Here is a 25,291-nt window from a genome sequence, read left to right on the forward strand (position 1 = left end):
GCCGGAGTCAGCCGGGCATTAGCGTGGGACACGAGAGACCTCCGTGGACTCGAGGGAACCTAGACAGCTCCAACTCGACTACGGAGGTCTCTCCTACGTCAACAACGATCCGGGTCAGTACATCTAGCCAGCGCAACGTCGCTACACAGGGCTTTGTGCCGTGGTCTGCCACCTCGGGCGGGCCCAGCAGTTGCTCATCTGGCGTGTAGGCCACCTGGACACCTCTCCTTCTGGTTGATACGATGTTATCGAAAGCCCCGGAACGATCCCTGCTCTGAAAGATTGAGCACATCGCCGGGGCTACAGCTTTTTCTGACTCAACCACTGGACTCATTCAGCTTCATCTGCCACACGAGCCTGATCGCACACAGTGGTAAGGAGATCTCATGCCGCAGATAAGAGCCATCCTTGGTCACGCGTCAGTGGAAACTGCGCGCGGAAAGCGCATCTGCTCGCGTCATCGCACCGGCAAAGAGAGACACGACATCCAGAAGGGCCAGCTGTGTCTTGTTGTCCGGGGCGTCCCCAGCGACCTCAACTACTGCGTCGACTCAGCCAGAGATGTCCTCGAAAAGGCGGAGAGTGATCTCATCAGTCTCCGCGGTTTGATAGAGGGCGGGCGTCCAGCAGCGTGAGACTCACGCGAAGTCCACAGTGGTTCGCGGCTCCGCACGAAGATTGATGGTGTTCAAGGGCGCGGCCACAGTGAGTACACGAGCAACGCGACCCATTACCCGATACTGACATAAGATCTATTATCTGCTTTTCCAAGCACCGTCTTTATCGAATATTTATTCGCAATCCAGAATGGGCTAACAAGCGCTATTTCGGTGCGCCTGGGATAGTCCCACTCCAGGTGCTGTGATGGTCGTCCCATGAGATACAGTCCCAAGGAGATTGTGAAACGGCTGATATGGGCGTGAACCCCGATAATGAATCGGTTCCCACTTATGTCGGAGCCCTCCTGCAGTGTCGGAGTGAGCGTAGAGGTCTACAGTGGGGGTGTGTATCCCGAAGCCGCGTCTTTCGCCGCACGCGCCGCCGGCGCCTTCATTGCCGCTGTCGCGACTCCCATGACACCCACAGGACACGTCGATAAGCGCGTGCTGGAGGCTTACTTTGGCGGTGTTATGGAGCGAGGAGCCACCGGGCTCGCCGCTGGCGTCCACACCGGACGCGGTTCGGAACTCTCTCTCGACGAACGTATCCTCGTTGTCGATACGGCGCGATCATCGAGCGAGATCGTGGTCACCGGAGTGTATCCGCAGGATCGGCCGAACGGCGACGCCTGGCTCAAAGCAGCTGTGTCTATTGGCGTCGACGCCCTCCTCGTATTCCCTGACAACTGGTCATCGCCGGAGTCAGCCCGAGACCGCTTTGACGAGATTTGGGAGCTGACTCGCACGCCGCTCATTGTCTTCGACCTCTATACAAAACCAATACCGGATTCTACCCTCGCCGAGCTACTCGAGCATCCTGCTGTCGCAGCATTCAAGCCTGCTCGCCTGCGCGATGCCACAGCATCGGAGCGGGGCATCCGTCGAGCCTCCACCGCCGGACGCTGCGTGCTCACGGGAGAAGACCTCATGTTGACGGAGAGTCTGGGATGGGGGGCTTCCGGCGCGCTTGTAGGCCTAGGAGCAGCGTGTATCGAGCTGACGGCAGCGGCAGTGTCCCGGCGAGCGGAAGCTGGCTTCCTCAGCGAGATGCAGCCATTCATCGATCTGCTCGCAGAGGCAACCTTCCATGAGCCGATGGACGCGTACGTGCAGCGCATGCTCTGGATTGCCGTCGACGAGGGCCTCATCCCGCCCGAGTTTGGGTATGATCCACTCGCCTGCGACCGCACAGGCGATGCGGAGCGTCAGTACGTCGTCGAGGCCGCGCGTCGTGCACGGGCGGGCGTCACTGCTCTGCTACAAAGACGTTCTTTCGGCTGAGGTCCGCGGCGCGGCTGAGCTGACGGAGCACAACGAGGCTGTGCTGCCACGACCTCGGTGCAGGTTCGCCTCGCCCGAGCGCGAGAATCTGCGACGCAGCGGCAACGTATCCGAACGGGTCGGCGGAGTCATCCGGAAAGCTCACCGTGGACGTGGAGGTTGCCGTGTGGTATTCGAACGCATACCGTTCGGAATTTGATGCACCGATGAGGGAAACGGTAGCGCCGAGCCCGTCCGAAAAGCGCAGCAATAGCTGGGCCGAGTCTCCTCCGTTCAACTCAGGGTAGGCCCGCCGTCCGCATTGGACGGCCTCGACTTCGAAGTCTTCCCCGACGGTTGAGGCCAGGACATCGAACGCGTGCACCCCGATCACCGGTACGAGCCCGCGCGCGCCCGATTCTGCGGCCTGCCAGGCGAAGGCGGGGTCCCGCCACCAGGAGACGTCGTGGCGGAGAGTCGCCTCCACGGCGACGAGTTGTGAGCGTTCGATGGAGGCCTGCGCCACTGCAGGGGCGAAGGAAAGCACTGACCCGGTGAGGAATGCGCTCGTCGCATCGCGCAGAATGGCTTCGATTTCGTCCACCTGGGCGATGGTCACCGCGGCGGGCTTGTTGATGAAGACGGGAACGCCGGCGGCGCACACCGCTCGTAGCGCGGCGGCCACCTCTTCGGGGCGGACCGAAATAATCGCGACGTCAGGGCTGGAAGCGAGGACCTCGCTCACGGTCGGGAACACACGTGTACTCGGGTTGTCCGCGGCGAACGACGCCATGCGACCGGGCCGTCCGCAAGCTACTAGTTCGACCGCGGGATCCAGCGCACGCAGGTTGCGCGCGTCCGAGAACGGGTGGCTCGTCTCTAGGCCCACGAATGCGATCCTCATATGCACGTACTCTCCTCTGCAGGTCGGGGCTGCCGCCGACGACTGATTTCGGCTAATTCCGAAATCAACACGCTATCGTGTTCAACAACTTACGCCGAGGACCGAAGGGTATCCGTGAAGGCTGTCATCGGAGTAGTCGGACCGCTCGACCTCATCACTCCTGTCATCAGTGCCGTTTCAGAGCTTCCCGGAACGAAGTTCGTCCCCTATCCGTATACACACGAGTCGGGCGCGCCCGATATCATCACCGCCGCCGCAGCCGAAGTCGATGGGTGGCTATTCACTGGTCTCATTCCTTATTTCATTAGCCGAGAACATCTCACTCGACCTGCTACCTACGCCGAGTACAGCGGATCGACTCTGCTCACGGCACTCATCCAGCTGCTCCGCGCCGGTCACGACGTCACGCGTTTGTCCATCGATTCACTCAGCGGTCACAGTGTCGCAGAAGCGCTCCGGGAAGCGGACGTGCCGACCTCAACCACGAGAGTGCTTGAGTATAAGCCCGGGGTGACGTCCGACGAGATCATCCGCTTCCATCGGGAGGCCAAGTCCGAGAGCTATGTCGTTATTACCTGCATCTCCTCCGTATACGAGGCGCTTCGGGATGAGATGACCTGTATACGCCTTGCTCCTTCACTCGATGCGGTCCGCATCGCAGCGAACGAGCTCCTTCTTGTCTTGACCAACCAGGTCAACGAAGATTCGCACGTGGTGATTGGCCTGCTCAGCGCAGGCCCGCAGCTTTCGCTGGACCACCCTGCGGTGATGGCGGGCGCGGCGGCGCTATCCGGAGTCCTGGCCACTGCGGCCACGGGAGAGATCCTGCTCGTGACGAACCGTGCGGGTCTGCATCGCGCCAGCCGCAATCTCACCACCGCACCGATTATTGATCAGCTAGCGCAGGAGGACCAGGTCGCGCACATCGGCTTCGGCACGGGGAACTCCGCCATAGAAGCCGAACGCCTCGCGTACCATGCACTCGCCCGCGCGAAGGCACATGAGCAGTCGACCGCCGTGGTCTCTTACCGTCACGAGATGGACTTGACCTTCGGCACGAGGCCGATCCCCGACGCCGATGCCTCAGACGCGGGCGCCGGCGTCGCAGCTGCGCGCGCCGGCCTCTCTGTGTCCAACATTCAGCGCTTGCAAAGGTTCTCTCGGGCGGCGCCCGGCCCATGCACGACACGCGATATCGCTGAGCACCTCGACGTCCAGATGCGCACCGCACGCCGGATCGTCCATCGACTCGAGCTGGCTGGATACGCAGTGCGAACAGGCAAGCAACCGACGGAGGCAGCAGGTCGTCCCCTCACCCTGTATCAGCTCCGCCTCTGAAGCTCTTCGTGTCCTGAGTGGTGATCAGTTCAGCCAGCGATCGAGATGTTCGGCGATGAAGGTGTCGTCTCGGAGAAATGGGTAGGCGTCCCAGATCCGGTCGATCTCTTCCGCTTGCCCGGGTGAGAGCACCTCATTTTCATCTAGCAGCCAAGTGCCGCCGAGTAAGCCGTGCCGCCGCAGCACTTCGTGTACACCGGGAATAACGCCGCGAAAGTCGTGGCGCGCGTCGAAGATCGCCGAGTTGGCGTCCGTCAGAGCTTGACTCATCTCTAGCGCCTCCCGCAAAGCATCGTCATCGCCCTCCTTTGCCCGACGAGTGAGCTCGAGGGTGTGTACGGCAGCGCGGGTCCACACGGCCCACTGCCCGAGAAGCCCGCCCCTGAACGAGAGCCGGACCGGCTCTCCGGCACGGTCGCGGGTGGGGAACTCACTCAGAAGATCAAAAATGATGTTGTCATCGTTCCCCGTATACAGCGCGATGTCCTCGGCACGCCCCGATCGGGCCAGTCCGTGGAGGACATCGAGGGTCGCGTAACGATCGAACGGCGCTACCTTGATACCCACGATGCCCTGGATCTCGGCGAGGCGCTGCCAGTAGTCCTGAGAGAGATACTGACCTCCTACAGCCGGTTGCAGGTAGAAGCCGATTACAGGCAGTATCTCCGAGACAGCTCGGGCTCGTTCGAGCAGCTCTTGTTCCTCTAGTCCACCGCAGCCGTAGCTGGAGAGCAGCGCGAAGTCGTAGCCTAGCTCAGCTGCGAGAGCGGCCGTACGTGTGGCAGTGGCCGTGTCACCGGTGACACCGGCAACGAGGAACGGTGGTTTGTCGTACTCGCCGGTCGTCTCGCTCACCAGCTCCAGAAGCGGACTCAGGAGATCGCGATGTCGATCATGGATGCTGAACTGGCTGGAGTGCACGGCGACGGCCAGTCCGCTAGCCCCCGCTTCTATGTGATATCTCACCAGAGCCCTCTGGTGCCGCTCGTCGAAACGGCGGCTGCTGTCCAGGGCAAGTGGTTGAGCTGGGATGACCCCCCCGCTCAGGAGTCGCATACGCGCGTCCGCGATTGTGTCGCTCATCAGAATCTCCCGTCGCTCGTCTGGAACTTGGTGGGTTTGCCGTGGGTGGCTCCGCCCGCAGCGATCCAGTCCGCGGTCGCGTCGATTAGGGCATCGAGAGTGACCGACGGGTATCCAAACAGGCCGAAGCACTTTGCCGCGTTGGAGAGGAAAGCGACTTGGCTCTCTTCCCCACGGAAGTTGACATCCCGTCCGAGGCGTTCGGCCAGCCGCGATGCCGCATAGCGGATTGATACGGTCTCGGGGCCAGTCACATTGATCACAAACGGCGACGCCGGCGCTGCATGAAGGAGCGAACGAAGCGTCACCTCGTTTGCGTAGCCCTGCCAGACGACATTCGCGGCCGGCATGGACAGGTCGATCGGGGTACCCTCGAGGATCATGGTCGCGAGGTCGATCAGGATGCCGTACCGCATTTCGACGGCGTAGTTGAGGCGGATTAACGCGAGCGGCGATCCTGTCCGCGCAGCGAAATGGGTGAGGATGCGCTCACGCCCCACGCACGACATCGCGTAGTCCCCGACGGGTGCGACTGCGGCCTCCTCGGTGCATCCCCCGCTTTCGGCGGCAACCATCGGGTAGACGGTTCCGGTCGACAGCGCCGAGATCCGCGCACCGGCGAACCGCTCGGCGATCCTCCCGGGCAGATAGGCGTTCGTCGCCCACGTGGATGCGGCGCTCTGGGTGCTGCCGAACTTCTCCCCGACGAGATAGACGACGTTCTCCGCATCGGGGAGCTCAGCGAGGGCGCGCTCGTCGGTCACATCGGCGGCGACGGTCCGGATCCCGGGTCCCTGCAGCCGTTCCTCGGCACCGGGGGAACCGAAGCGCGACACGGCGACGATCCGCCTGGACGCCCCCGAGGCCCGGGAGGCGTTCGCAGCGAGCCGCACGAGGCTCGGTCCGAGCTTTCCCCCCGCTCCGATGACGATGATGTCCCCGCTCAGCGCCGCGAGATCCTCGACGAGCCCTTCGCTGGGCTCCGCGAGCCTCGTCTCGAGTTCTTCCAGTGTGCGCATACCTCTACCTTCCTCGTCTCCCCCGGATACGCTCCGAGAGGAATCCTGTTCGCGTCGTCATGCACCGCGGGCGCGACGATCCGCCCCGACCCGGCGGAGCGCCACGGCCGCGCCGTGCGCACCGTCTCCCCCGGACATCAGGAGGGGCTGACGAAGCCAGATGATCCTGTCGGCCACCGCATCGAGTCCCGGGGTGGGGACGCGACGGGACTCCGCGGCGACGGGCGCGATCCGGTGAAGACCGGGGTACCCGAGATCGACCGGCAGTCCCTCCGCGTCGAGGGCGCGGGCGATCCACTCCCGCGACATCCCCTCCGCGAGGCGCAGCATGAGCAGGTGGCGGGAGTCGACCGTGGTGCCCTCCGGCGGAGCGACGACCTGGATCGGTGCATCCGAGAGCTCGCCGGCGAGCGCATCGGCGAACTCGTTCCTGCGGGCGATCTCCTCGTCCAGCCGCCCGATCCAGGGAAGCAGGATGGCGGCCTGGATCTCGGTCAGGCGGAGGTTCCACCCGATCGACTGGTGCCCGTACCACTCGCCGCCACGGGTGCGTCCGACGTTCGCCGTCGACCACGCGCGCGCGGCCAGCTCGGCGTCGTCCGTGACGAGGAGCCCGCCTTCGCCGGCCGTCATCGCCTTGGACGACTGGAAGCTGAAGGTGCTGACGTCTCCGATCGCGCCGACGGGCCGGCCGCGATATGCGGCGCCGTGGGCCTGCGCGGCGTCCTCGATGACGGCGATGCCGGCCGTTCGAGCGACGTCGAGGATCTCCGCCATCGGGGCCGGGCTCCCTGCGAGGTGCACGACCATGACGGCGCGCGTCCGTGCGGACATCGCCTCCTGGATCGTCTCCGCGGTCAGGTGAAGATGGTCGGCCGACACATCGGCGAGGACCGGAGTCGCCCCGGCGAGCAGGACGGCCGTCGCACAGGCGACGAACGTGTAGACGGGGACGATGACCTCGTCGCCGGGACCGATGCCCAGGGCCCGCAGAGCGACGAAGAGCGCGAGGGTGCCGTTCCCGACCGCCACGGCGTGGCCGGCGGCATGACGTGCGGCGAACTCCGCCGAGAACCGGTCACAGAGCCCTCCCGGCGCGGCCCCCCAGAGTCCGCTGCCGAGGACGTCGTCCACGAGCGCACGCTGATCGGCATCGAGCGGCGGAGGCCAGGACGGCCAGGAGCCGCATGCCGCTGTCCCTCCGTCGATGGCGAGTCGATCGATGGTCATGTGCCGACCTCCTTCTTGTGGCCCAGGACGACCTTCGCGTTCTCGAAGGCGACACGGTCCCGGTCTTCCCTCGTCAGCGGCGCATGCTGCAGGAGCCCCACCGCGTAGCGCGGATCCAGGAAGACCGCGTCGCTTCCGAAGACGACGCTGTCCCCGCCCGCACGATCGACGAGCCGGGCGAGCAGCTGTCCGGTCAGGCGGGATCCGCTGGTGTCGAGGAAGAGGTTCGCGCGCCCTGCGGCGATGTCGGCGGCCCGGTCGAACCCCTGCGGCCACAACCCGGAATGACCGCAGACGAGACGCACGTCCGGATGCCTGTCCGAGACGAGACCGAACAGGTCCGGGTCCGACCAGCCCGAATCGGTCTGGCCGTGGGCGAGCACGGCCACTCCCGTGGTCGCGGCGAGTTCGAGGTACGGCGCGTAGCTCGGGCTGTCGAGCCGGATCTCATGGAAGTCCGGATGCAGCTTCAGCCCCCAGACCACCGGGTCCAGCAGTTGCTCGTGAAGCTCTGCGGTGTCCTGCCCCGAGTGGGGGTTGACGACGAGCCAGACCCCCAGCGCCCCCCGATGCCGATGCGCGGCGTCGATGGCCGCCCGGTTGAACGCCGCGGGGTCGTGACCGAGGCCGCCGAGATGCGATACCCCGACGGCGGTGACGCCGATGCGCTCGTTCGTCCGCACGAGCCACTCCGCAGAGGTCTGCGGCATGAAGAACGCGTGCCACCCTCCGATGTGTCCGTGGATGTCGATGATCATCGCGTCGCCACCAGCCGTTCCCAGTTCCCCGCGGCGATGAGGCGCCGGGCGTCCTCGGGCAGTTCGAGCATCTCGAGGGTGTGCCGCGCGCCCGCCGCATCCCGCAGCGGCGCCCCCGATCCGAACACGATCCTGTCCGTGCCCGCCGTCTCGGCGAGCCACTCGATCGCACCGGAGGCGATGAGCGTGCCGCTCTCGATCCACACCGTCGGCCCGAGCAGTTCTGCGACGGTCAGGAGATCGCGGTAGCCGGGGTTGAGGACGAGGATCTTGAGCGCGGGATGACGCCGCACGAGCTGCGCGATCGCGCCGAGACCGACCTCCGTCGCGTCGAGGGAGACGGCGGTGGCGTGCTCGGCGAGGCTGGACAGCGAGGCGTCCGCCGCCGGTCCCAGCGGATCGAAACGATGGAGCACGGGGGCCAGTCGCACCAGTGGCGCACCGAGCGGCACGGGCGAGAACGGGTGCCCGGGGATGTGCACGGCCACCCGGGTGAGACGATCGGTGCTGCCGAACGGGGCCGTGCGTCGTTCGTACTCGTCCGCGTCCCGGGGATCGCCGTACAGGTCCCACGACGCCACGACCGCGGCCCTGTCGATGCCGAGCCGATCCAGTTCGCCGAGGAGGTCTGCGGGGGTCGGGACGCCCTCAGCGTGCGGGAGGCGCCCGAGGATCCGATGCGCATCGAGGATCTCCATGCCGGCGCTCACCCCTTGATCCCCGTCATCGCGACGCTGTTGACGAGATAGCGCTGCAGGATCGCGAAGATGATGAGGCACGGGATGACGCTGATGACGGCGGCGGCCATCAACGACGACCGGTAGACGGTCTCGGCGTTCATCGAGGCGAGCCCCACCGTCAGCGTGCGCATCGCATCTGTCTGCGCGATCACGAGCGGCCAGAGGAAGTCGTTCCAGTGCCAGAGGAACACGAAGATGCCGAGGGTGGCGAGGATCGGCTTCACCAGCGGGAGCACGATCCGGAAGAAGATGGTCCATTCCCCTGCGCCGTCGATGCGGGCGGCCTCGAAGAGGTCGTCCGGCAGCCCCTGGATGAACTGGCGCATGAGGAAGACGGCCTGTGAGTTGGCGAGCGTCGGCACGATCAGTCCCCAGTACGTGTTGACGCCGTCGAGAGAAGCGACGAGCACGAACATCGGGATGAGCGTCACCTGCACGGGGACCATGAGGGTCGCGAGGAACGACCACATGATCGCATCGCGACCCGGGAAGCGCTTCTTGGCGAAGGCATAGCCGGCCATCGAGGCGGTGAGGAGGATCACGACGACGGACACGATCGAGTAGATGAGGGAGTTCATCGTCCACGTCGTGAAGCTCTGCGCCCCGAGGACCCGGGCGAGGTTGTCGAGGGTGAGCCTCTCCGGCCAGGAGTAGGGGATCGACGGCGCGCCCTCCGGGCTCAGCGCGAGGATGAGGATCGCGAGGAACGGACCCACCGTGAAGATGCAGCCGGCGATGAGCAGCGAGATCACAAGCCACTGACGGCTCGTTCGGCGCCGCTTCGTGGCGACGGGCCGACCGGTTTCGACGGGACGGAGTGCGCGGGGCTGTGTCGACGGTTGCACTAGTTCTCCTTGTCCAGCACACGTCGCTGGATGATTGACACGACGAACACGAGGACGAACACGGCCACGCCGATCGTGGCGGCGTATCCGAAGTCGAAGAACTTGAATCCCTGTTCGTAGAGCATGTAGATGAGCGAATAGCTCGCACGCGCCGGGCCGCCGCCCGTCATGACGTAGACGACGTCGAAGATCTGGAAGGCGCCGATCGTCTCGATGATCAGGACGAAGAACACCACGGGGCGCAGGAGCGGCAGCGTGATCCGGAAGAACCGCTGGCGCCCGTTGGCGCCGTCGATCCGCGCCGCCTCCAGGAGCTCCTCCGGGATGTTCTTCAAGCCCGCCAGCAGGATGAGCATCGTGTAGCCGAACCCCCGCCACGCGGTCACGACGGCGATCGAGGTGAGCACCGTCATCTGATCGCCGGACAGGAACGGGATCGCCGGAACGCCCCATGTCGTGAGCAGGCCGTTGATCAGTCCGTCCGTGGCGAACACCCAGAGCCAGATCACACCGGCGAGGACGAAGGAGGTGACGTAGGGCAGGAAGAGCGCCCCGCGGAAGAACCCCTTGCCCCAGACCACGTGGTGCAGCAGCAGAGCGCTCCCCATCGAGACCACCAGGACGAGCGGCACGTACACGATCCCGAACAGCAGCGTGGTCTGCAAGGCCTTGAAGAAGACGGGATCGGCGAGCAGCCGCTGATAGTTCTCGATCCCCACGAAGTCGAACTGCCCGTTCAGACGGTAGTCGGTGAAGCTCATCCCGGCGGCGCCGACGATCGGCACGAAACGGAACACCACGAAGAGCGCCAGCATCGGCAGGATGAAGAGGAACGCCGCCCCCGGCTCCTTGATGCGCGCCCACAGGGGTCGCCGCCTGTTCGTGCGCTGCCCGTCGTGCACGCCTTCACCGACCTTCGTCATGGATTGTCCCGTCTCGCTGACTCTACGGAGCACACTGCGGGGGCGACGTCCGCTCGGGTCGCCGCCCCCTGCAGCCCGCCTCTCACTTGCCGAGGATCGTCCGCGCCTCGGCGGCCGCATCGGCCAGCGCCTGCTCCGCCGAGACGGAGCCCTGGAGGGCCGCCTGGATGTGCGGGGCGAGCGCGGCCATCACCTGACGCGCCTCCGGGAAGATCTCACCCGGCGAAGCGTAGGACAGCGCGTCCACGAAGGCCAGGGTCACCTCGTCGTCCGCCGGCGCCTCCACGTCCGTGCGGACCGGGTAGTTACCCGCGGCGATGTTGAGCTCGTGGGCGACCGCCGGCGAGGCGATGAAGTTCGCCACGGTGAGGGCCGCAGCATCGTCCTCGCTCACCGTCGTCAACGACAGCACCCCGGGGGTGCCGAAGGCGACCTGCTCGCGGTCCTTCAGCGGAGCGCCGACGACGACGGTGTCTTCACCGAGCGCCGCCTGCATCTGGGCCACCTGCGGCTGCGTCAGCACGGATCCCATCGCAGCGGAGCCGAGCGCCAGCGGCCCGCCCTCCACGGCGTTGTTCTTCGTCGCGGCGTCCGTGGGGAGCCCGCCGACGGCCTGCAGATCGAGGAGGAACTGCAGTGCGGCCACGCCTTCCTTGCCGTCGAAGGCGATGTCCGTTCCGTCCTGCGTGAACACCGATCCGCCGGCCTGCCAGAGCAGCGGGTAGAAGCTGAGGTTCAGCGTCAGCTCCGGGCTTCCGGAGTAGTCGAAGATCGCGACGCCCTGTTCGGCCAGGAGCGGGGCCGCAGCGAGGACGTCGCTCCAGGTGGTGGGCAGCTCGTCCACCCCTGCGGCCTCGAACAGCGCCTTGTTGTATGCCACGGTGGTGGCCGTCTGATAGATCGGCACCCCGTACACGTCTCCGTCGAATGTCACGGCATCCAGCGGTGCCGCGAGGAAGCTGTCGACGTCGTCGATGCCGTCCGTCACCGGCTTCAGCCCACCGATGTCGACGTAGTTGAGGGCCTGGTCCGCTCCCAGCAGGACGAGGTCCGGCCCCGTCCCGGACGCGATCGCGGTCGCGATCTTTTCGTCACGGTTGTCCCAAGGCTGCAGCTCGATGGTGAGGTCAATCCCCTTGTGGGCAGCCTCGAAATCCTTCTCGACGCCACTCCAAAACTCGGCGCTGCGTTCCTCATCGGGGATTACGGGGTACATCCAGACTGTGACCTCCTTCGATGCCTCAGAACCCGAGTCATCGGCACCGCATCCCGTGAGGGCGAGGGCAGACAACGAGACGACAGAGATGGTCGCGAGTACACGCTTGGTCATACGTTCCTCCAGAGCTGGCTTTCATTGTGATGCGGGAAATTTGGTGATGCGGATGGGCTTCGCGTCGCACACCTCGGCGAGGCGCGTCAGCGGTTGACGAAGTCGATCAGGCCGTATGAGCCCCAACCGACGAAGCCACCTCCGGTCATCCCTGAAGACGAGGCCTCTCCTCCGAGGGCGCCAACGAGTACGCCGTCGTCGTTGACGATGGCGGTGAGCATGAGGATATGGGCGCCCCGGATGGTATTCGCGCTGTCCGCGTAGGGCGCGATGCCGTCACGGGTGAGGCATCTCTTGTGGTGCTCGTAGGTGATTAGGCGACTGTTCGGCTGGACATAGACCATGTGATTCTCACCCAGCACCTGGGTCCGGACGTTGTTGTTGATGTTGTCGGTCGTGCCGGCGAGACAGGCCCTAGTCCCTGTGTCATTGGAGGGGGACGACGGCGGTGGCGGCGGGCACTCGTTGCCCTCCTGTCCGGCTCGATAGTTCGAGCAGCGGCCCGAGGACGACGGAATCCACGCTACGTTCGAGCTTCCGGCGGAGGGCACAACGAGGTCGCGCACCGGCATGTTGATCTGACCCTGCCGGATTGCCCCCGCCTCCCACGTCTTAAACCGGCCAACCCACTCATAGGGCCCGCCAAGTGCGGCGAGCTTACTCGCGGTGAAGTTTGCAGAAGTCCAGGACTTGGAGCTTCCGTAGCCGACCCCCTCCCAGCCTGCGGCCGGGGGTACGAGGGTCATCTTGCCGAGCTTCCCACTGTCGACGAGGGATAGGTCGAACTTCTGTGTCCCACCTCCGGAGCCGGCGCTCCAACTGATCGTGACCTGCCCGCTGGTCCCGCTACCGGTGTACGAAAAGGTTCCTGTGTACGAAGTACCTGCCACATCAGGGGCGGACCCGTACACGGGGCAGTTGTAGCTCTCCCCAGCGACAGGCGAAGGATTGCAATTGTTTACGGTGGCAACCGTCAGCCGCGAGGGGGGCGTATCGAGCTTCTGGATCCAAGTCTGTGCCCATCCATCGACGAGAAGGGACCCATTCGTGTCCGTGTAAAACCGATAATTCATCATCTGCCAACGGACGGGGGGCGTGTCAGTGAGATGCGCGACAACAGCGGTCCAGTGAGGCTTCTGTGCGAGCAGTGCGGGCATCGTTGCCGCGGACGCCGACGAGGCGGGAGCGACCATCGCTACCGCGATCGCCAACGTTCCGATGAATGCGGCGAAGCTGCGAAAAATTGTTCTTCTGTTCACGGTGACTCCTTTCGGTGAGAATAACGGCCTAGGCCGTTACTCGTCAAGGGTTCTATGAGTCTCGGTGGAATATTCCCGTAGAACGGGGTGCCGATGGCGATGAAGTGGGAGCGGATGCTCATCGCGCTACCTCGCATCAGCTGATCCCTATCGCTCTTGGCCGCGATCACGTATCCGTCGACGAGCATCGGCAGCGTCGCGCGCAGCCTGGCTAGCTTCGGTGTCGCGTGCGCTGCGCGCCGTCGCGTCCCCAGCTCGAGCGGGCCGCTTCTTTCGGGCGGTCTCGTTCTCGCGGTCGAGGTCGCGCGTCGAGGTTCTGCTCGATGCCGTCGGGAGGGTTGCGGGCTTGTCGACGTCGACGCCCCACCATGCCGCCTGGGCGCGCTGGCTGTCGGTGTGAGTGCGCGTGCCCGCGGTGCCTTCGAGATCACGAGCGGCGCCGGCGCGCTTCATCTCGATGCCACGGTCGCCGGCCTCTCGGGTCATCGCGTTGACGAACATCTCTCGTGCCTGCAGGCGGGTCTCCGCGACGACGTGCAGCGTGTTGGACTCGCGGCCACGTGTCGCGGAGACATACACGGCCGATGCGCTCGAGGAATCGGTGATGATGCCGTGCCCGGCCTGTACGGTGGCACCCTGGACACCGAACTCGGTGGAGGCGTACGCCAGGTGCGTGTGCGCCTTCACGTACGACGGGGGCAGCTTGACGGCGCGCTTGCCGTTCGTCACGGTGACCTCGCCGCTGCGGTGGACGCGCTTCACCATCCAGAGGTCTCGGTTCGCGACTCCCAGGTCACGATCGTTCTTGCGCGTCATGAGCCGGTCGCCGTTGCGGATCGTCAGCAGATCACTGCCGAAGATTTCGACGACCGGTGCCTTGGTGTGGCCGGCCTGCGCGTGCGCCTGCTGGATGAGCGCATTGAGGTCCGCAGCTTCCTCGTTGGTCGCCGTGGCGATCGCGACCGATGAGCCCGCGTGCGCCCGGGCAATCGCGTCGTCGCTGATCACTGCGCGGGCGTCATCCATCGTCTCGTGGATGACGAGGCTCCCGCGTTCGTGGAGCTCGTCGAACAGTTCGGCCGGTGACTCCCGCGATCGCATCTGGAGCGTCAGCTGGGCGTACTCCGTATCGAGCGCTCCATCGGGTGTGACGAAGCGGTGCAGATCTGTGAGATCCAGCGGCGTCGGGTGAGCGGCGACGGCCATATCGAGCACGCCGCCTCGCCCGACGGCGGGCAGCTGCGCGCGGTCGCCGACGAAGGCCTTATCTCGAAGTGCTGAGGTGTCGGGCGGCTGCCTTCGCGAACGACTCGAAGCCATCCCCTAAGGGCGCAGCGGCAGGAGGCCCTCGAGGTCGGCACGGGTCCCGGATGCATGCACGCGGCCTGCGGCGACGGCATCCGCCCAGTCCTCCGCCCCGGTGGCGAGATCGATCCAGGTCGCGGCATCCATCTCGATCACGTTGGGCGGGGTGCCGCGCGTGTGGCGCGGACCCTGCACGACCTGCACCGCGCCGAACGGCGGCACGCGCACCTCGACGCTGTTGCCCGGAGCCTTCTCGTCGAGCAGCTGCAGCAGGTATCGCACGGCCGTGGCGAGCACGGTGCGCGCGGGCTTCTCCTCTGCCGCACGCGCAGCACGGACGGCATCCAGCGCCGAGCGCCCGAGGAACAGATCGATCTTGCGGGCCATACCTAGAGCCTATGGCGGGCGTAGGCTGAAAGGGATGACCGACCGCCAGCACACGCACGGCGCCCGCGCCGACCTGCTGGCGGCGGCGCGCAACGAGAACTGGGGCCCCGGGGTGCTCCCGCAGCTGCCGGAAGGCGTCCAGGCGCGGCGTTCGGCCGTGCTCGTGCTGTTCGGGGTGCTCGACAGCATCCCGGCGAAGACCCCGGATGCCGCCGTCGCGAAAGACCTCGACGTGCTGCTGCAGCGCCGCGCCCCCACACTGTCATCGCACCCGGGACAGGTCTCGTTCCCCGGCGGCCGACGCGAACGAGCAGACCGCGACGACGCCGACACCGCCCTGCGCGAAGCCGAGGAGGAGACGGGGCTCGACCCTGCCGGCGTCGAGATCCTCGCGACGCTCCCCGCCCTGCCGCTGGCCGTCAGCAATCACCAGGTGACGCCGGTGCTGGGCTGGTGGACGCAACCGTCGAAGGTCGCCGCGGTCGATCATGCCGAGACCGTCGAGGTGTTCCGCGTGCCCGTCGCGCAGCTGCTCGATCCCGCGACCCGTTTCCGATCCGTGACGACGCGCGGCTCGATGACGTTCACAGGCCCGGCGTTCGATGTCGATGGCACGATCGTGTGGGGCTTCACGGCGATGGTGCTCGACCGCCTGTTCGACGCGTGCGGATGGACCGTGCCCTGGGATCAGACCCGCGAGCGACCGGTCGCCGTCTGAAACCGACCCCGAGCGTCAGAGCCGGTCGAAGCGCTGCCCCTGCGCGTTCGAGGGCAGGATCGTGAAGACCAGCACGACGAGACCGCCGATGTAGGTCAACGACAGGAACCAGAAGGGTCCCGCGAAGTTCGCGTCGTGCAGTCGGCGCCACCCGATCGCGAGGCTGGGCACGATCGTGCCCAGCGCGAACGCGATCATGATGAGCGTGAGCAGGATCCCGACGCCGGCGGTCCAGCCTGCGGAGTCCCCGGTTCCGGATGCCTGTGCCGCGCCGACGCCGCCCAGCACGGCGGCGATCACGAACAGGACGGTCCACACCAGCGCGAGGAACAGCTGCACCCACCAGTACTCGCTGCGCGATGCGCGCCCGGAGAACGTGGCGTACTTCTTGAAATAGCGGCTGATCGCGTGGCCGAACGTCGCGCCGTACAGCGGCAGCGTCAGGTCGTCCGGGCTGGCGGCGCCGCGCGGCACGGCCGGGTAAACCGGATAGGTCGGATACGCCGCGACGCCGTAGGCCGGTGCCGGGTAGCCCTGAGCCCCGGGCTGGGCGGGGTAACCGGGCTGGGCGGGGTAACCGGGCTGGGCCGGGTAACCGGGCTGGGCCGGGTAACGGGCTGGGCCGGCGGCGCCGGGTAGCCGGTCCCGGCCGCCGGTGCGGGGTACGCGGGCTGCGCGCCCGGAGCGGGGTAGACCGGAGGCGCACCCGGATACGGCTGCTGCGGCGCGGGCGGCGGCTCGTACTGCTGCTGATCGGTCATGGTGCTCCCTCCGAAGCATCCGGCTGATGCTCCCCCAGCCGAGGAGCCTAGCAAGCCGAGGCGATGCGCCCGGGGGCCAGGCATGGGCACATCTGCCCTCCCACTCGGCTGGGTAGTCTGGACGGGTGAAGATCCTCGTCCTCGGTTCCGGTGCCCGTGAGCACGCGATCATCCTCGCGCTGAAGGCGGAGGACGCCGGCCATGAGTTGCTCTGCTCCCCCGGCAACGCCGGCATCGCCGCGGATGCGACCCTCGTCACGGTCGACCAGCTCGACGGCCGCGCCGTCGCCGCATACGCGGACGAGCACGGGGTCGACCTCGTCGTGATCGGCCCGGAGGCGCCGCTCGTCGCCGGCGTCGCCGACGCCCTGCGCGAGCGCGGCATCCCCGTGTTCGGCCCCGGAAAAGCAGCCGCCCAGCTCGAGGGCTCCAAGGCCTTCGCGAAGCGGATCATGGATGCCGCGGGCGTGCCGACCGGACGCGCCGTGCGTGCGGCATCCGTCGCCGAGGTCGAGGCCGCATTCGACGATCTGGGCGCGCCGTACGTCGTCAAGGCCGATGGGCTCGCGGCCGGCAAGGGCGTCATCGTGACCTCCGACCGGGCCGAGGCCCTCGCGCACGCGTCGCAGTACCTTCCCGCAGGACCCGTGCTCGTGGAGGAGTTCCTCTCCGGCCCCGAGGTCTCGCTCTTCTTCCTCTCCGACGGAGACACGGTGCGCGCGCTCAGCCCCGCGCAGGACTTCAAGCGCGCCTTCGACGGCGACGCGGGCCCGAACACCGGCGGAATGGGCGCGTACTCGCCGCTGCCGTGGCTGGGCGAGCAGTTCGGCGGCGAGCGCGCATTCGTCGACCTCGTCACCGAGAAGGTCGCCCTGCCCGTCATCCGCCGGCTGGATGCCGAGGGCACCCCGTTCATCGGGTTGCTGTACGCCGGCCTCATCCTCACCCCCGCAGGTGTCAAGGTCATCGAGTTCAACGCGCGCTTCGGCGACCCCGAGACCCAGGTGGTGCTCCCGCGCCTGCGCACTCCGCTGTCGCAGCTGCTGCTGGCAGCGGCATCCGGAAATCTCGAGGCGCAGCCGCAGCCGGAGTTCGCCGACGATGTGGCGATCACCGTCGTGCTCGCCAGCGAGGGTTACCCCGAGGCACCCCAGACCGGCCGTCAGATCTCGGGCCTCGCGGATGCCGCGGGCATCGAGGGCGTGCGGATCGTGCATGCCGCCACCGCGGGCCCGGATGCTCCCGGCGGCGACCTCGTCGCGACCGGCGGCCGCGTACTCAACGTCGTCGCAGTCGGATCGGACTTCGCCGACGCGCGCACCCGCGCGTACGAGGCGATGGGCCGCATCGGCCTGGACGGCGCGCACTACCGCCGCGACATCGCGGCCGCCGTCGCCGAGTAGGCGGGGGCGCTCAGACTTCATCTCCACCGGCCACGGCGACGTGCCGTGGGAGGACGCGTTCCGGATGCTGAACGCGATCGGCTACGGGTCGTTGAGCGAAGGCGCACAGCGCCGCAGTCGAAACCTACAGCTCGATCCAGTAGCGCCGCAGGCGCGGGTGGCCCTGCTCCGCGGCATCCACCACGTCCTGCAGCACCCCGCCCGCGCCCTCGATCGTGCGGTACGACCCGGCGTTGTCGTCATCGCAGGTGAGCATGACGCTCTCGAGCCCGAGCTCGCGGGCGCGATCCATCGCCAGCGCGAGTCCGGCGTGCGCGTAGCCCTGCCGACGACGAGTCGGACGCACCGAGTACCCGATGTGCCCGCCGAAGTGCCGAAGCCACTCGTTGAGCTCGTGCCGGAACGACACGAATCCGACGACCTCGCCGTCGTCGGTGATCCAGAACAGGTCGTTGTGCACGCGGCCGTCGGGTGCGGGGATGCTCGTGTCGGCGAGCTCACGGGCCTTCGTGAGCAGTTCGTCGAACGTTCCGCGCTCACTGCCGGTGGGCGCGGTCATCCCCGAGCCGTCGATGTGGATACCGCCGAACTCGTCGACCGCCGCCGCCCACGATTCGTAGAGGTCTGCGGTCGGGCGGGTGAGTGCGATCGTCATCGTCTCAGCGTAGGTGCTTCGGACGACGCAGGAAGAGCACGGCCACGACCCCGAGCAGGATGAACGCCGCCGGCAGCAGCATCGTCTGGGCCATGGCATCCGCGAACGGGGCCGCGATCGCATCCGGCAGCGCACCGCCGCCGAAGCCGCCCGACGCATCGTCCGCACCGGGCAGGTTCGCCTCGAGGCGACTCTGCATGAACGCGGCGATCGCAGCAGATCCCAGCACCGAGCCGATCGTGCGCATCGTGTTGTAGATGCCCGACCCGGCGCCGGCCTGGTGCATCGGCAAGTCGCGCGTCGCCGTCGTCGCGAGCGGCCCCCACATGCCGGCGTTCCCGAAGCCGAGGATCAGCGACGGCAGGAGCATCCACAGGATCGGGGTGTCGGTGTTCATCATCCACGCGAACAGGAACAGCGATACCGCGACGAGAAGAAGACCGGGCACGAGCATGACGCGCGGGTCGACACGGTCGAGGAGCCTTCCGGCGAACGGCGAGACGATGCCGGCGGCGAGCGCCATCGGGATCAGCAGCAGCGCCGACTCGGTCGGGGTGAGTCCGCGGGCGAGCTGCAGGAAGAACATCAGCGGCAGACCCTGAGCCGTGACGGTGAACCCGACGATGGCGATCGTGATGTTCGACCAGGCGAAGTTGCGGTTGCGGAACAGGCCGAGCGGCACCAGAGGCTCGTTCTTCGTGCGGCCCTGATACCAGAGGAACAGCGCCATCACGACAATGCCGGCGCCGATGAGGCCCCACACCGAGATCGGCCCCCAGATCACGCCCCAGTCGTAGGCCTCCGCCTCCTGCAGTCCGAACACGATGAGGAACATCGCGATCGCACTGAGGAAGACGCCGGGCACGTCGAAGCGGTGCGTGTGCGTCTCGAGCTTGGGCACGAGCATCCAGGCCAGCACGAATCCGACCACGCCGACGGGCAGGTTGATGAAGAAGATCCACTCCCAGCCGAGCCCGTCGACGAGGAACCCGCCCGCGAGCGGGCCGACGAGCATCGCGACGCCGGATGCCGCGCCCCACAGCCCCATCGCGGCTCCCCGCCGCTCGGGCGGGAAGGTGCGGGTGATGACGGCCATGGTCTGCGGTGTCAGAAGGGCGGCGCCGAGGCCCTGGGCCGCGCGCGCCCAGATGAGCATGTTCAGACTCGTCGAGAGCCCGCATGCGAGCGAGGCGAGTGTGAAGACGGCGAGCCCGATCAGGTAGAGGTTCTTCGGCCCGAAGCGGTCGCCGAGGCGGCCCGTGATGAGCAGCGGAACGGCGTAGGCCAGCAGGTAGGCGCTCGTGACCCAGACCACCCGGTCGAGGTTGGTGGACTCGGGATCGAGAGCCGCCTTGATCGCAGGGTTCGCGACGTTCACGATCGTCGTGTCGACGAGGATCATGAAGAAACCGATGACGAGAGCCCAGAGTGCGGGCCACGGGCTGCGCGGCGGTGCTGCAGCGGGTTCGGTGCGAGGTGCGGGGGCGTCGGTCACCCGGCAACGGTACACCCGGCATCCGACGACGCCCCCGGGACCGGGATAATGGGCACGTGAGCGAAGCGAAGAGCATCCCCGGCTGGCGTCATCTCTACTCCGGCAAGGTCCGCGATCTGTATGCATCGGAGGACCCGGCCGACACCCGCATCCTCGTCGTCGCATCCGACCGGGTGAGTGCCTTCGACTTCGTGCTCTCCCCCGGCATCCCCGACAAGGGCGCCCTGCTCACGAGACTCAGCCGCTGGTGGTTCGAGCAGCTCGACTTCCCGAACCACCTCGCCGAGGGCGAGGTGCCCGAGGCGGTCGCGGACCGCGCGATGCTCGCGCAGTCTCTGGAGATGCTGCCGATCGAGTGCGTCGTGCGCGGGTACATCACCGGCTCCGGCTGGGCGGAGTATCAGGAGAGCGGAACGGTGTGCGGCATCCCGCTGCCGGTCGGCCTCGAGAACGGCGACCGCCTGCCCGAGCCCCTGTTCACCCCCGCGTACAAAGCGCCGATGGGCGAGCACGACGAGAACATCGACTTCGACCGCGTCGTCGAGCTGGTCGGTGCCGAGCGCGCGGCAGAGTTGCGCGACACGTCGCTGGCGATCTACGCGCGCGCCTCGGCGATCGCCGAGGAGCGCGGCCTTATCCTCGCCGACACGAAGTTCGAGTTCGGGACGGATGCCGACGGCACGTTGCGCCTCGCCGACGAGGTGCTCACGAGCGACTCGTCGCGGTACTGGGATGCCGCCGCCTGGGAGTCCGGCTCCACGCCAGCGGAGCGCATGGCGTCGTTCGACAAGCAGATCGTCCGCGACTGGCTGGCCTCCAACTGGGACAAGCAGGGTGAGCCGCCGGCACTCCCTGACGAGATCGTCGAGCGCACGGCAGACCGATACCGGGAGCTCATCGAACGCCTGACGGCCTGAGGCAGCATCCTCGTCGCGCTGCGGCCCGGCCCGGTCCGACACTTCGGGGGCCTTCTGCACAGATGTCGGACAGATGCGACGGATCGGTCCGACATCCGTCGCCCCGATCCCCGGACTGTCGCGCACACGGCCGGCACTCAGCAATCGGTAATGTTGCTCCGACCCCGAAAATGAGGAGCACCCCATGCCGGTCTGGAAGATCCACGGCGACGGCCGCACCGTCGCGCCGGGCAACGTCGTCCGCCCCGAAGAGCGGCTGAACTGGCCCGCCACCTTCGCGATCGGCGCACAGCATGTCGTCGCCATGTTCGGCGCGACCTTCCTCGTGCCGATCATCACCGGGTTCCCGGTGTCGACGACCCTGTTGTTCTCGGGCATCGGCACGCTGCTGTTCCTACTGCTGACCCGCAACCGCCTGCCCAGCTACCTCGGCTCGTCCTTCGCGTTCCTCGCACCGATCACCGCCATCAACGCCGGGCAGGCACTCGAGACCCCGCAGCAGATCACGCAGGCGCTCGTCGGCGTCGTCGTGGTCGGCGTGCTGCTCGCCGCGATCGGCTTCCTCGTGCAGGCCGTCGGGGTGCAGTGGATCGACCGATTCATGCCGCCGGTGGTCGCGGGATCCATCGTCGCGCTCATCGGCTTCAATCTCGCCCCCGCCGCCTGGAACAACTTCACCCTGCAGCCCGAGCTCGCCTCGGTGACGCTGATCGCGGTGATCCTGTTCAGCGTGCTGTTCCGCGGGTTCCTCGGCCGCATTTCGATCTTCCTCGGCGTGATCGTCGGCTACATCGTGGCGATCTTCACGAACCAGGTGTCGTTCGACGGCATCGAGGACGCCGCCTGGATCGGGCTGCCCGACTTCCACCTCGCCGCGGTCACCGACCCCGCGGCCTGGCTGTACGTGCCGATGTTCCTGCCGGTCGTGCTCGTGCTCATCGCCGAGAACGTCGGGCACGTCCGCGGTGTCGCGACCATGACGAACGACCCATCGATCAACAAGCACACCGGTCGCGCGCTCGTCGCCGACGGCCTCGCGACGACCCTCGCCGGCGGATTCGGCGGGTCTGCGACCACGACGTACGGCGAGAACATCGGCGTCATGGCCGCGACACGCGTCTACTCGACCGCGGCGTACTGGGTGGCCGGCGGCGCGGCGATCCTGCTGGCGTTCTCGCCCAAGGTCGGCGTGATCTTCAACTCCATCCCGCCGGGGGTGCTCGGAGGCGTGACCACCGCGCTGTACGGCCTCATCGGTGTCATCGGCATCAAGATCTGGGTCGACAACCGCGTGGACTTCTCGCGCCCCGTCAACCAGTACACCGTCGCGGTGTCGTTCGTGATCGCCGTCGGCGGCTTCGCTATGAGCTGGGGAGCGTTCCAGCTCGGGGCGATCGTGCTCGGCACGGTGGCGGCGCTGCTGATCTACCACCTGGGCAACGCGATCGCCCGTGCCCGCAAGACCGGCGCGGACGACGGCGGCCCCATCCCGGCCGTCGGCCCGCTCGGCGGCGACCCGGAGTAAGCCGGCGACCGGTCCGATCTGCTGACCTTGCCCCGATCTGCTGACGAATCAGCGAAGAACGTCAGCAGATCGGGCTCCTGTCCGCAGACCGGGGCGCGAGACCGGATGCCCGACGTCAGCCGATGCGGCCGATGACGGCGTCGGCCGCGACCATGTCGCCGACGGATGCCGTCTGCGACAACATGCCTGCGCGGTGGGCGGCGACCTGGGTCTCCATCTTCATGGCGTCGAGGACGGCGACGGCATCCCCCGCCGCGACCTCGGCACCGTCGTCGACGAGCCAGCGGACGAGGCTTCCGGGGGCGGGGGACCGCAGGTCGGCCGGGTCGGCGGATGCCGGCTCCGCAGCGGTCTCACCGGCGCCCGGCGAAGAAGCGGCGAATCCGCAGCAGCGCCGCGGGAACTCCGAGCACAACGCGCTTGCCGTCGATCTCGACGCCGAAGCGCTGCATCCCGGCATCCTCGAGGGGCGCCGGCGCAGCGCGCGCTCGAGCCGCGGAGCAGGGATGCTTCGATCCACTGCGTGTGCACCCCGAACGTCTCGGTGGCGAATTCCGGCTGATCCACGGCGAGCCGGTCGAACGGGACGACAGTCGCCGGCCCCTCGATCTGCAACTCGCGCAGCGCACGGCGCGCCCGAACCAGCGCAGCATCCCGCGAATCGGCGTGCACGATCAGCTTGGCGATCATCGAGTCGAACGCCGGCTGCACGGCGTCCCCCGCCTCGATGCCGCTGTCCCAGCGCACACCGGGCCCGCCCGGAACGCCGAGCGCCGTGACGAGCGCCGGGCTCGGCAGGAAGCCGCGCCCCGGGTCCTCGGCGTTGATGCGGAACTCGAACGCGTGGCCACGCGGCTCGGGCGTCGACGTGAACGACGGCCCCTCGCCCGAGGCGATGCGGAACTGCTCACGCACGAGGTCGACACCGGTGACCTCCTCGGTCACGGGATGCTCCACCTGCAGGCGGGTATTCACCTCGAGGAACGAGATCGTGCCGTCGGCGGCGAGCATGAACTCGACCGTGCCCGCGCCGCGGTAGGACACCTCGGCGCAGATGCGACGGGCGGCCTCGTGGAACTGCTCGCGCTGCTCGGACGTCAGACGCGGCGCCGGGGCCTCTTCGATGAGCTTCTGATTGCGGCGCTGCATCGAGCAGTCCCGGTCGCCGACCACGACGACGCCGCCCTGCCCATCGCCGAGCACCTGCACCTCGATGTGGCGCGGGCTCTCGAGGAACCGCTCGACGAAGCACTCGCCGCGGCCGAACGCGACGATCGCCTCGCGCGTCGCGGCGTCGAAGGCCTCGGCGACCTCGGACAGCTCGCGGACGACCTTGATGCCGCGTCCGCCACCGCCGTACGCGGCCTTGATCGCGATCGGGACGCCGTGCTCCTCTGCGAAGGCGACGGCCTCGGCGGGGCCCGACAGCGGCTGATCGGTACCGGCGGCGAGCGGCGCCCCCACCTTCTGCGCGATGCGGCGGGCGGTCATCTTGTCGCCGAGCGCGTCGATGCTGTCGGGCACGGGTCCGATCCAGGTGAGCCCGGCTTCCTCCACGGCGCGCGCGAATGCCGCGCTCTCGGACAGGAACCCGTACCCGGGATGCACGGCATCCGCGCCGGACTTCCGCGCAGCGTCCATCAGAGCAGGGATCGACAGGTAGGTATCCGCCGCGGCCTGCCCGCCGAGCCCGACGGCCTCGTCTGCGAGGCGGACGTGCAGCGCCTCGGCATCCTGATCGGCGTACACGGCGACCGAACCGTACCCGGCCTCGGCGCACGCGCGGATCACGCGCACGGCGATCTCGCCGCGGTTGGCGATCAGAACCTTCTTCATGAGGGTGCTCCTTCGATGCGGAAGCGGATGCGGGCGCCGGGAGGCAGTTGAGCTGCGAGATCGAGGCAGCGATCGGTGACCGCGCCGATGATCGGATAGCCGCCGGTGAGCGGATGGTCGGGGAGGAACAGCACGGGCTGGCCGTCCGGCGGCACCTGGATCGCGCCGGTCACCGCGCCCTCGCTGGGCAGTTCCCCCGGGGTCTCGCGTTCGAGCGGCACGTCGCCGTGCAGACGGATGCCGACGCGGTCGGAGCGCGGCGTGACGAGCCACTCCTGCGTCGTCAGAGTCTCGAGAGCGGATGCCGTGAACCAGTCGTCGCGCGGACCGAGGGTGATGGCGAGCTCGACGAGGTCGCCGGATGCCGGCAGGTCGCGCGGCCGGGGAACGGGGTCGACGGCTGCCACCGCCGCATCGCCGATTGCGACGATGTCTCCGGCGGCGAGCGCGGCGGGCCCCAGGCCGGCAAGGGTGTCGCTGGAGCGACTGCCCAGGGCCGGGTCGACGTCGATGCCGCCGCGCACGCCGATGACGTAGCGGAGCCCCTGCGCCGGGTGGCCGAGGGCGAGTTCGTCGCCGGAGACCGAGGCAAACGGGGAGCCGTGCGGGATGCTGCGTGCGACGCCGTCCGCGTCGGTGAGCGTGATGTCGCCTGTGGCTCCGGCGACGACCGCGACGCCGTCGCCGTGGAACCGCAGCGCCGTTGCGCCGACGCTCTCGAGCACGGCCGAGCCGGGTGCGTTGCCGACGGCGCGGTTCGCGTCGCGCATGGCCGTGCGGTCGGCGGCCCCGGATGCCGAGACGCCGAGGGCGGCATGCCCGGGGCGTCCGAGGTCTTGGACGAGGAGCTGCAGCGACGGGCGGATGACCTCGATGGCCGGACGAGGCCGGGTGAGGGAAGAAGGCTTCGGCTCGCTCAACGCCCCGTTACTGGACTCATC

22 protein-coding genes and 1 pseudogene are annotated in these 25,291 nt (G+C 67.6%); 6 read left to right on the forward strand and 17 right to left on the reverse strand.

From position 1 onward, the window contains the following. Window positions 1–977: 977 nt before the first annotated feature. The gene (locus HWX58_RS14365; RefSeq protein ID WP_175988877.1) at window positions 978–1,940 is read left to right on the forward strand and encodes a dihydrodipicolinate synthase family protein; all 963 of its coding nucleotides are present in this window, start codon (window positions 978–980) and stop codon (window positions 1,938–1,940) included. Here the strand turns inward: HWX58_RS14365 and HWX58_RS14370 are convergent. Further along, entirely contained in the window at window positions 1,906–2,823 is a 918-nt protein-coding gene (locus HWX58_RS14370) for a Gfo/Idh/MocA family oxidoreductase (protein WP_175988879.1), read from the reverse strand. The two genes, HWX58_RS14365 and HWX58_RS14370, sit on opposite strands and share 35 nt — an antisense overlap. A gap of 114 nt (window positions 2,824–2,937) precedes the next feature. Between HWX58_RS14370 and HWX58_RS14375 the strand changes: the two genes are divergently transcribed. After that, a complete protein-coding gene (locus HWX58_RS14375; protein ID WP_175988881.1) occupies window positions 2,938–4,161 on the forward strand; it encodes a hypothetical protein in 1,224 nt (407 codons plus the stop codon). 24 nt (window positions 4,162–4,185) lie between these two features. Here HWX58_RS14375 and HWX58_RS14380 read toward each other — a convergent pair whose 3' ends face one another. From HWX58_RS14380 to HWX58_RS14430, 11 genes are all read right to left on the reverse strand, one after another. Continuing rightward, complete coding sequence (locus HWX58_RS14380) at window positions 4,186–5,244, reverse strand: dihydrodipicolinate synthase family protein (RefSeq protein ID WP_175988883.1); 1,059 nt, start codon at window positions 5,242–5,244, stop codon at window positions 4,186–4,188. Continuing rightward, window positions 5,244–6,263 carry an NAD-dependent epimerase/dehydratase family protein gene (locus HWX58_RS14385; protein ID WP_175988885.1) on the reverse strand — a complete coding sequence of 340 codons (1,020 nt, stop codon included), beginning with the start codon at window positions 6,261–6,263 and terminating at the stop codon, window positions 5,244–5,246. Before HWX58_RS14385 ends, HWX58_RS14380 begins: the two co-directional genes overlap by 1 nt. A 57-nt stretch (window positions 6,264–6,320) precedes the next feature. After that, entirely contained in the window at window positions 6,321–7,493 is a 1,173-nt protein-coding gene (locus HWX58_RS14390; protein ID WP_175988887.1) for a DegT/DnrJ/EryC1/StrS family aminotransferase, read from the reverse strand. After that, window positions 7,490–8,251, reverse strand: a complete 762-nt coding sequence (locus HWX58_RS14395; RefSeq protein WP_175988889.1) for an amidohydrolase family protein — start codon at window positions 8,249–8,251, stop codon at window positions 7,490–7,492. Before HWX58_RS14395 ends, HWX58_RS14390 begins: the two co-directional genes overlap by 4 nt. Beyond that, on the reverse strand, window positions 8,248–8,961 hold the full coding sequence (locus HWX58_RS14400) for an amidohydrolase family protein (RefSeq protein ID WP_175988892.1): 714 nt from the start codon (window positions 8,959–8,961) through the stop codon (window positions 8,248–8,250). The genes HWX58_RS14395 and HWX58_RS14400 overlap by 4 nt, the downstream gene beginning before the upstream one ends. Next, entirely contained in the window at window positions 8,958–9,836 is an 879-nt protein-coding gene (locus tag HWX58_RS14405; RefSeq protein WP_175988893.1) for a carbohydrate ABC transporter permease, read from the reverse strand. The genes HWX58_RS14400 and HWX58_RS14405 overlap by 4 nt, the downstream gene beginning before the upstream one ends. Beyond that, window positions 9,836–10,759: a carbohydrate ABC transporter permease gene (locus tag HWX58_RS14410; protein ID WP_175988895.1), complete on the reverse strand. Its 924-nt coding sequence runs from the start codon at window positions 10,757–10,759 to the stop codon at window positions 9,836–9,838. Before HWX58_RS14410 ends, HWX58_RS14405 begins: the two co-directional genes overlap by 1 nt. A gap of 82 nt (window positions 10,760–10,841) precedes the next feature. Continuing rightward, the gene (locus tag HWX58_RS14415; protein WP_175988897.1) at window positions 10,842–12,089 is read right to left on the reverse strand and encodes a sugar ABC transporter substrate-binding protein; all 1,248 of its coding nucleotides are present in this window, start codon (window positions 12,087–12,089) and stop codon (window positions 10,842–10,844) included. A gap of 86 nt (window positions 12,090–12,175) precedes the next feature. After that, window positions 12,176–13,348, reverse strand: a complete 1,173-nt coding sequence (locus HWX58_RS14420) for a hypothetical protein (protein ID WP_175988899.1) — start codon at window positions 13,346–13,348, stop codon at window positions 12,176–12,178. 147 nt (window positions 13,349–13,495) lie between these two features. Further along, window positions 13,496–14,668 (reverse strand): AAA family ATPase, encoded by a 1,173-nt coding sequence (locus tag HWX58_RS14425; protein ID WP_175988901.1) that lies wholly within the window; start codon window positions 14,666–14,668, stop codon window positions 13,496–13,498. A gap of 3 nt (window positions 14,669–14,671) precedes the next feature. Next, window positions 14,672–15,040, reverse strand: coding sequence for a sterol carrier family protein (locus tag HWX58_RS14430; RefSeq protein WP_175988903.1), 369 nt, complete (start codon window positions 15,038–15,040; stop codon window positions 14,672–14,674). A gap of 34 nt (window positions 15,041–15,074) precedes the next feature. Here HWX58_RS14430 and HWX58_RS14435 point away from each other — a divergent pair, with 34 nt between their 5' ends. Next, window positions 15,075–15,758 carry an NUDIX hydrolase gene (locus HWX58_RS14435; RefSeq protein ID WP_175988905.1) on the forward strand — a complete coding sequence of 228 codons (684 nt, stop codon included), beginning with the start codon at window positions 15,075–15,077 and terminating at the stop codon, window positions 15,756–15,758. A gap of 15 nt (window positions 15,759–15,773) precedes the next feature. Here HWX58_RS14435 and HWX58_RS14440 read toward each other — a convergent pair whose 3' ends face one another. Next, a complete protein-coding gene (locus HWX58_RS14440) occupies window positions 15,774–16,538 on the reverse strand; it encodes a DUF805 domain-containing protein (protein ID WP_175988907.1) in 765 nt (254 codons plus the stop codon). A 106-nt stretch (window positions 16,539–16,644) separates the two neighbouring features. Here HWX58_RS14440 and purD point away from each other — a divergent pair, with 106 nt between their 5' ends. Continuing rightward, window positions 16,645–17,922 carry a phosphoribosylamine--glycine ligase gene (gene purD / locus HWX58_RS14445; RefSeq protein WP_175988908.1) on the forward strand — a complete coding sequence of 426 codons (1,278 nt, stop codon included), beginning with the start codon at window positions 16,645–16,647 and terminating at the stop codon, window positions 17,920–17,922. Between the two features lie 124 nt (window positions 17,923–18,046). Here purD and HWX58_RS14450 read toward each other — a convergent pair whose 3' ends face one another. Then, window positions 18,047–18,577 carry a GNAT family N-acetyltransferase gene (locus HWX58_RS14450; protein ID WP_175988910.1) on the reverse strand — a complete coding sequence of 177 codons (531 nt, stop codon included), beginning with the start codon at window positions 18,575–18,577 and terminating at the stop codon, window positions 18,047–18,049. Window positions 18,578–18,581: 4 nt separating this feature from the next. Continuing rightward, window positions 18,582–20,072 carry a DHA2 family efflux MFS transporter permease subunit gene (locus HWX58_RS14455; RefSeq protein ID WP_284690615.1) on the reverse strand — a complete coding sequence of 497 codons (1,491 nt, stop codon included), beginning with the start codon at window positions 20,070–20,072 and terminating at the stop codon, window positions 18,582–18,584. 56 nt (window positions 20,073–20,128) lie between these two features. Between HWX58_RS14455 and HWX58_RS14460 the strand changes: the two genes are divergently transcribed. Continuing rightward, window positions 20,129–20,989 (forward strand): phosphoribosylaminoimidazolesuccinocarboxamide synthase, encoded by an 861-nt coding sequence (locus HWX58_RS14460; RefSeq protein WP_175988915.1) that lies wholly within the window; start codon window positions 20,129–20,131, stop codon window positions 20,987–20,989. Between the two features lie 184 nt (window positions 20,990–21,173). Beyond that, window positions 21,174–22,514 (forward strand): uracil-xanthine permease family protein, encoded by a 1,341-nt coding sequence (locus HWX58_RS14465; protein ID WP_175988917.1) that lies wholly within the window; start codon window positions 21,174–21,176, stop codon window positions 22,512–22,514. Between the two features lie 115 nt (window positions 22,515–22,629). On the opposite strand, the pseudogene HWX58_RS14470 reads toward HWX58_RS14465, so the two are convergent. Then, a pseudogene (locus HWX58_RS14470) lies at window positions 22,630–24,350 on the reverse strand (acetyl/propionyl/methylcrotonyl-CoA carboxylase subunit alpha). Next, window positions 24,347–25,291 (reverse strand): 5-oxoprolinase subunit C family protein (locus HWX58_RS14475; RefSeq protein WP_175988919.1); only part of this gene is annotated, 945 nt, incomplete at its 5' end. The pseudogene HWX58_RS14470 and the gene HWX58_RS14475, both read right to left, overlap by 4 nt.

The sequence above is a fragment of the Microbacterium tenebrionis genome, assembly GCF_903645325.1.
GTDB classification, from domain to species: domain Bacteria; phylum Actinomycetota; class Actinomycetes; order Actinomycetales; family Microbacteriaceae; genus Microbacterium; species Microbacterium tenebrionis.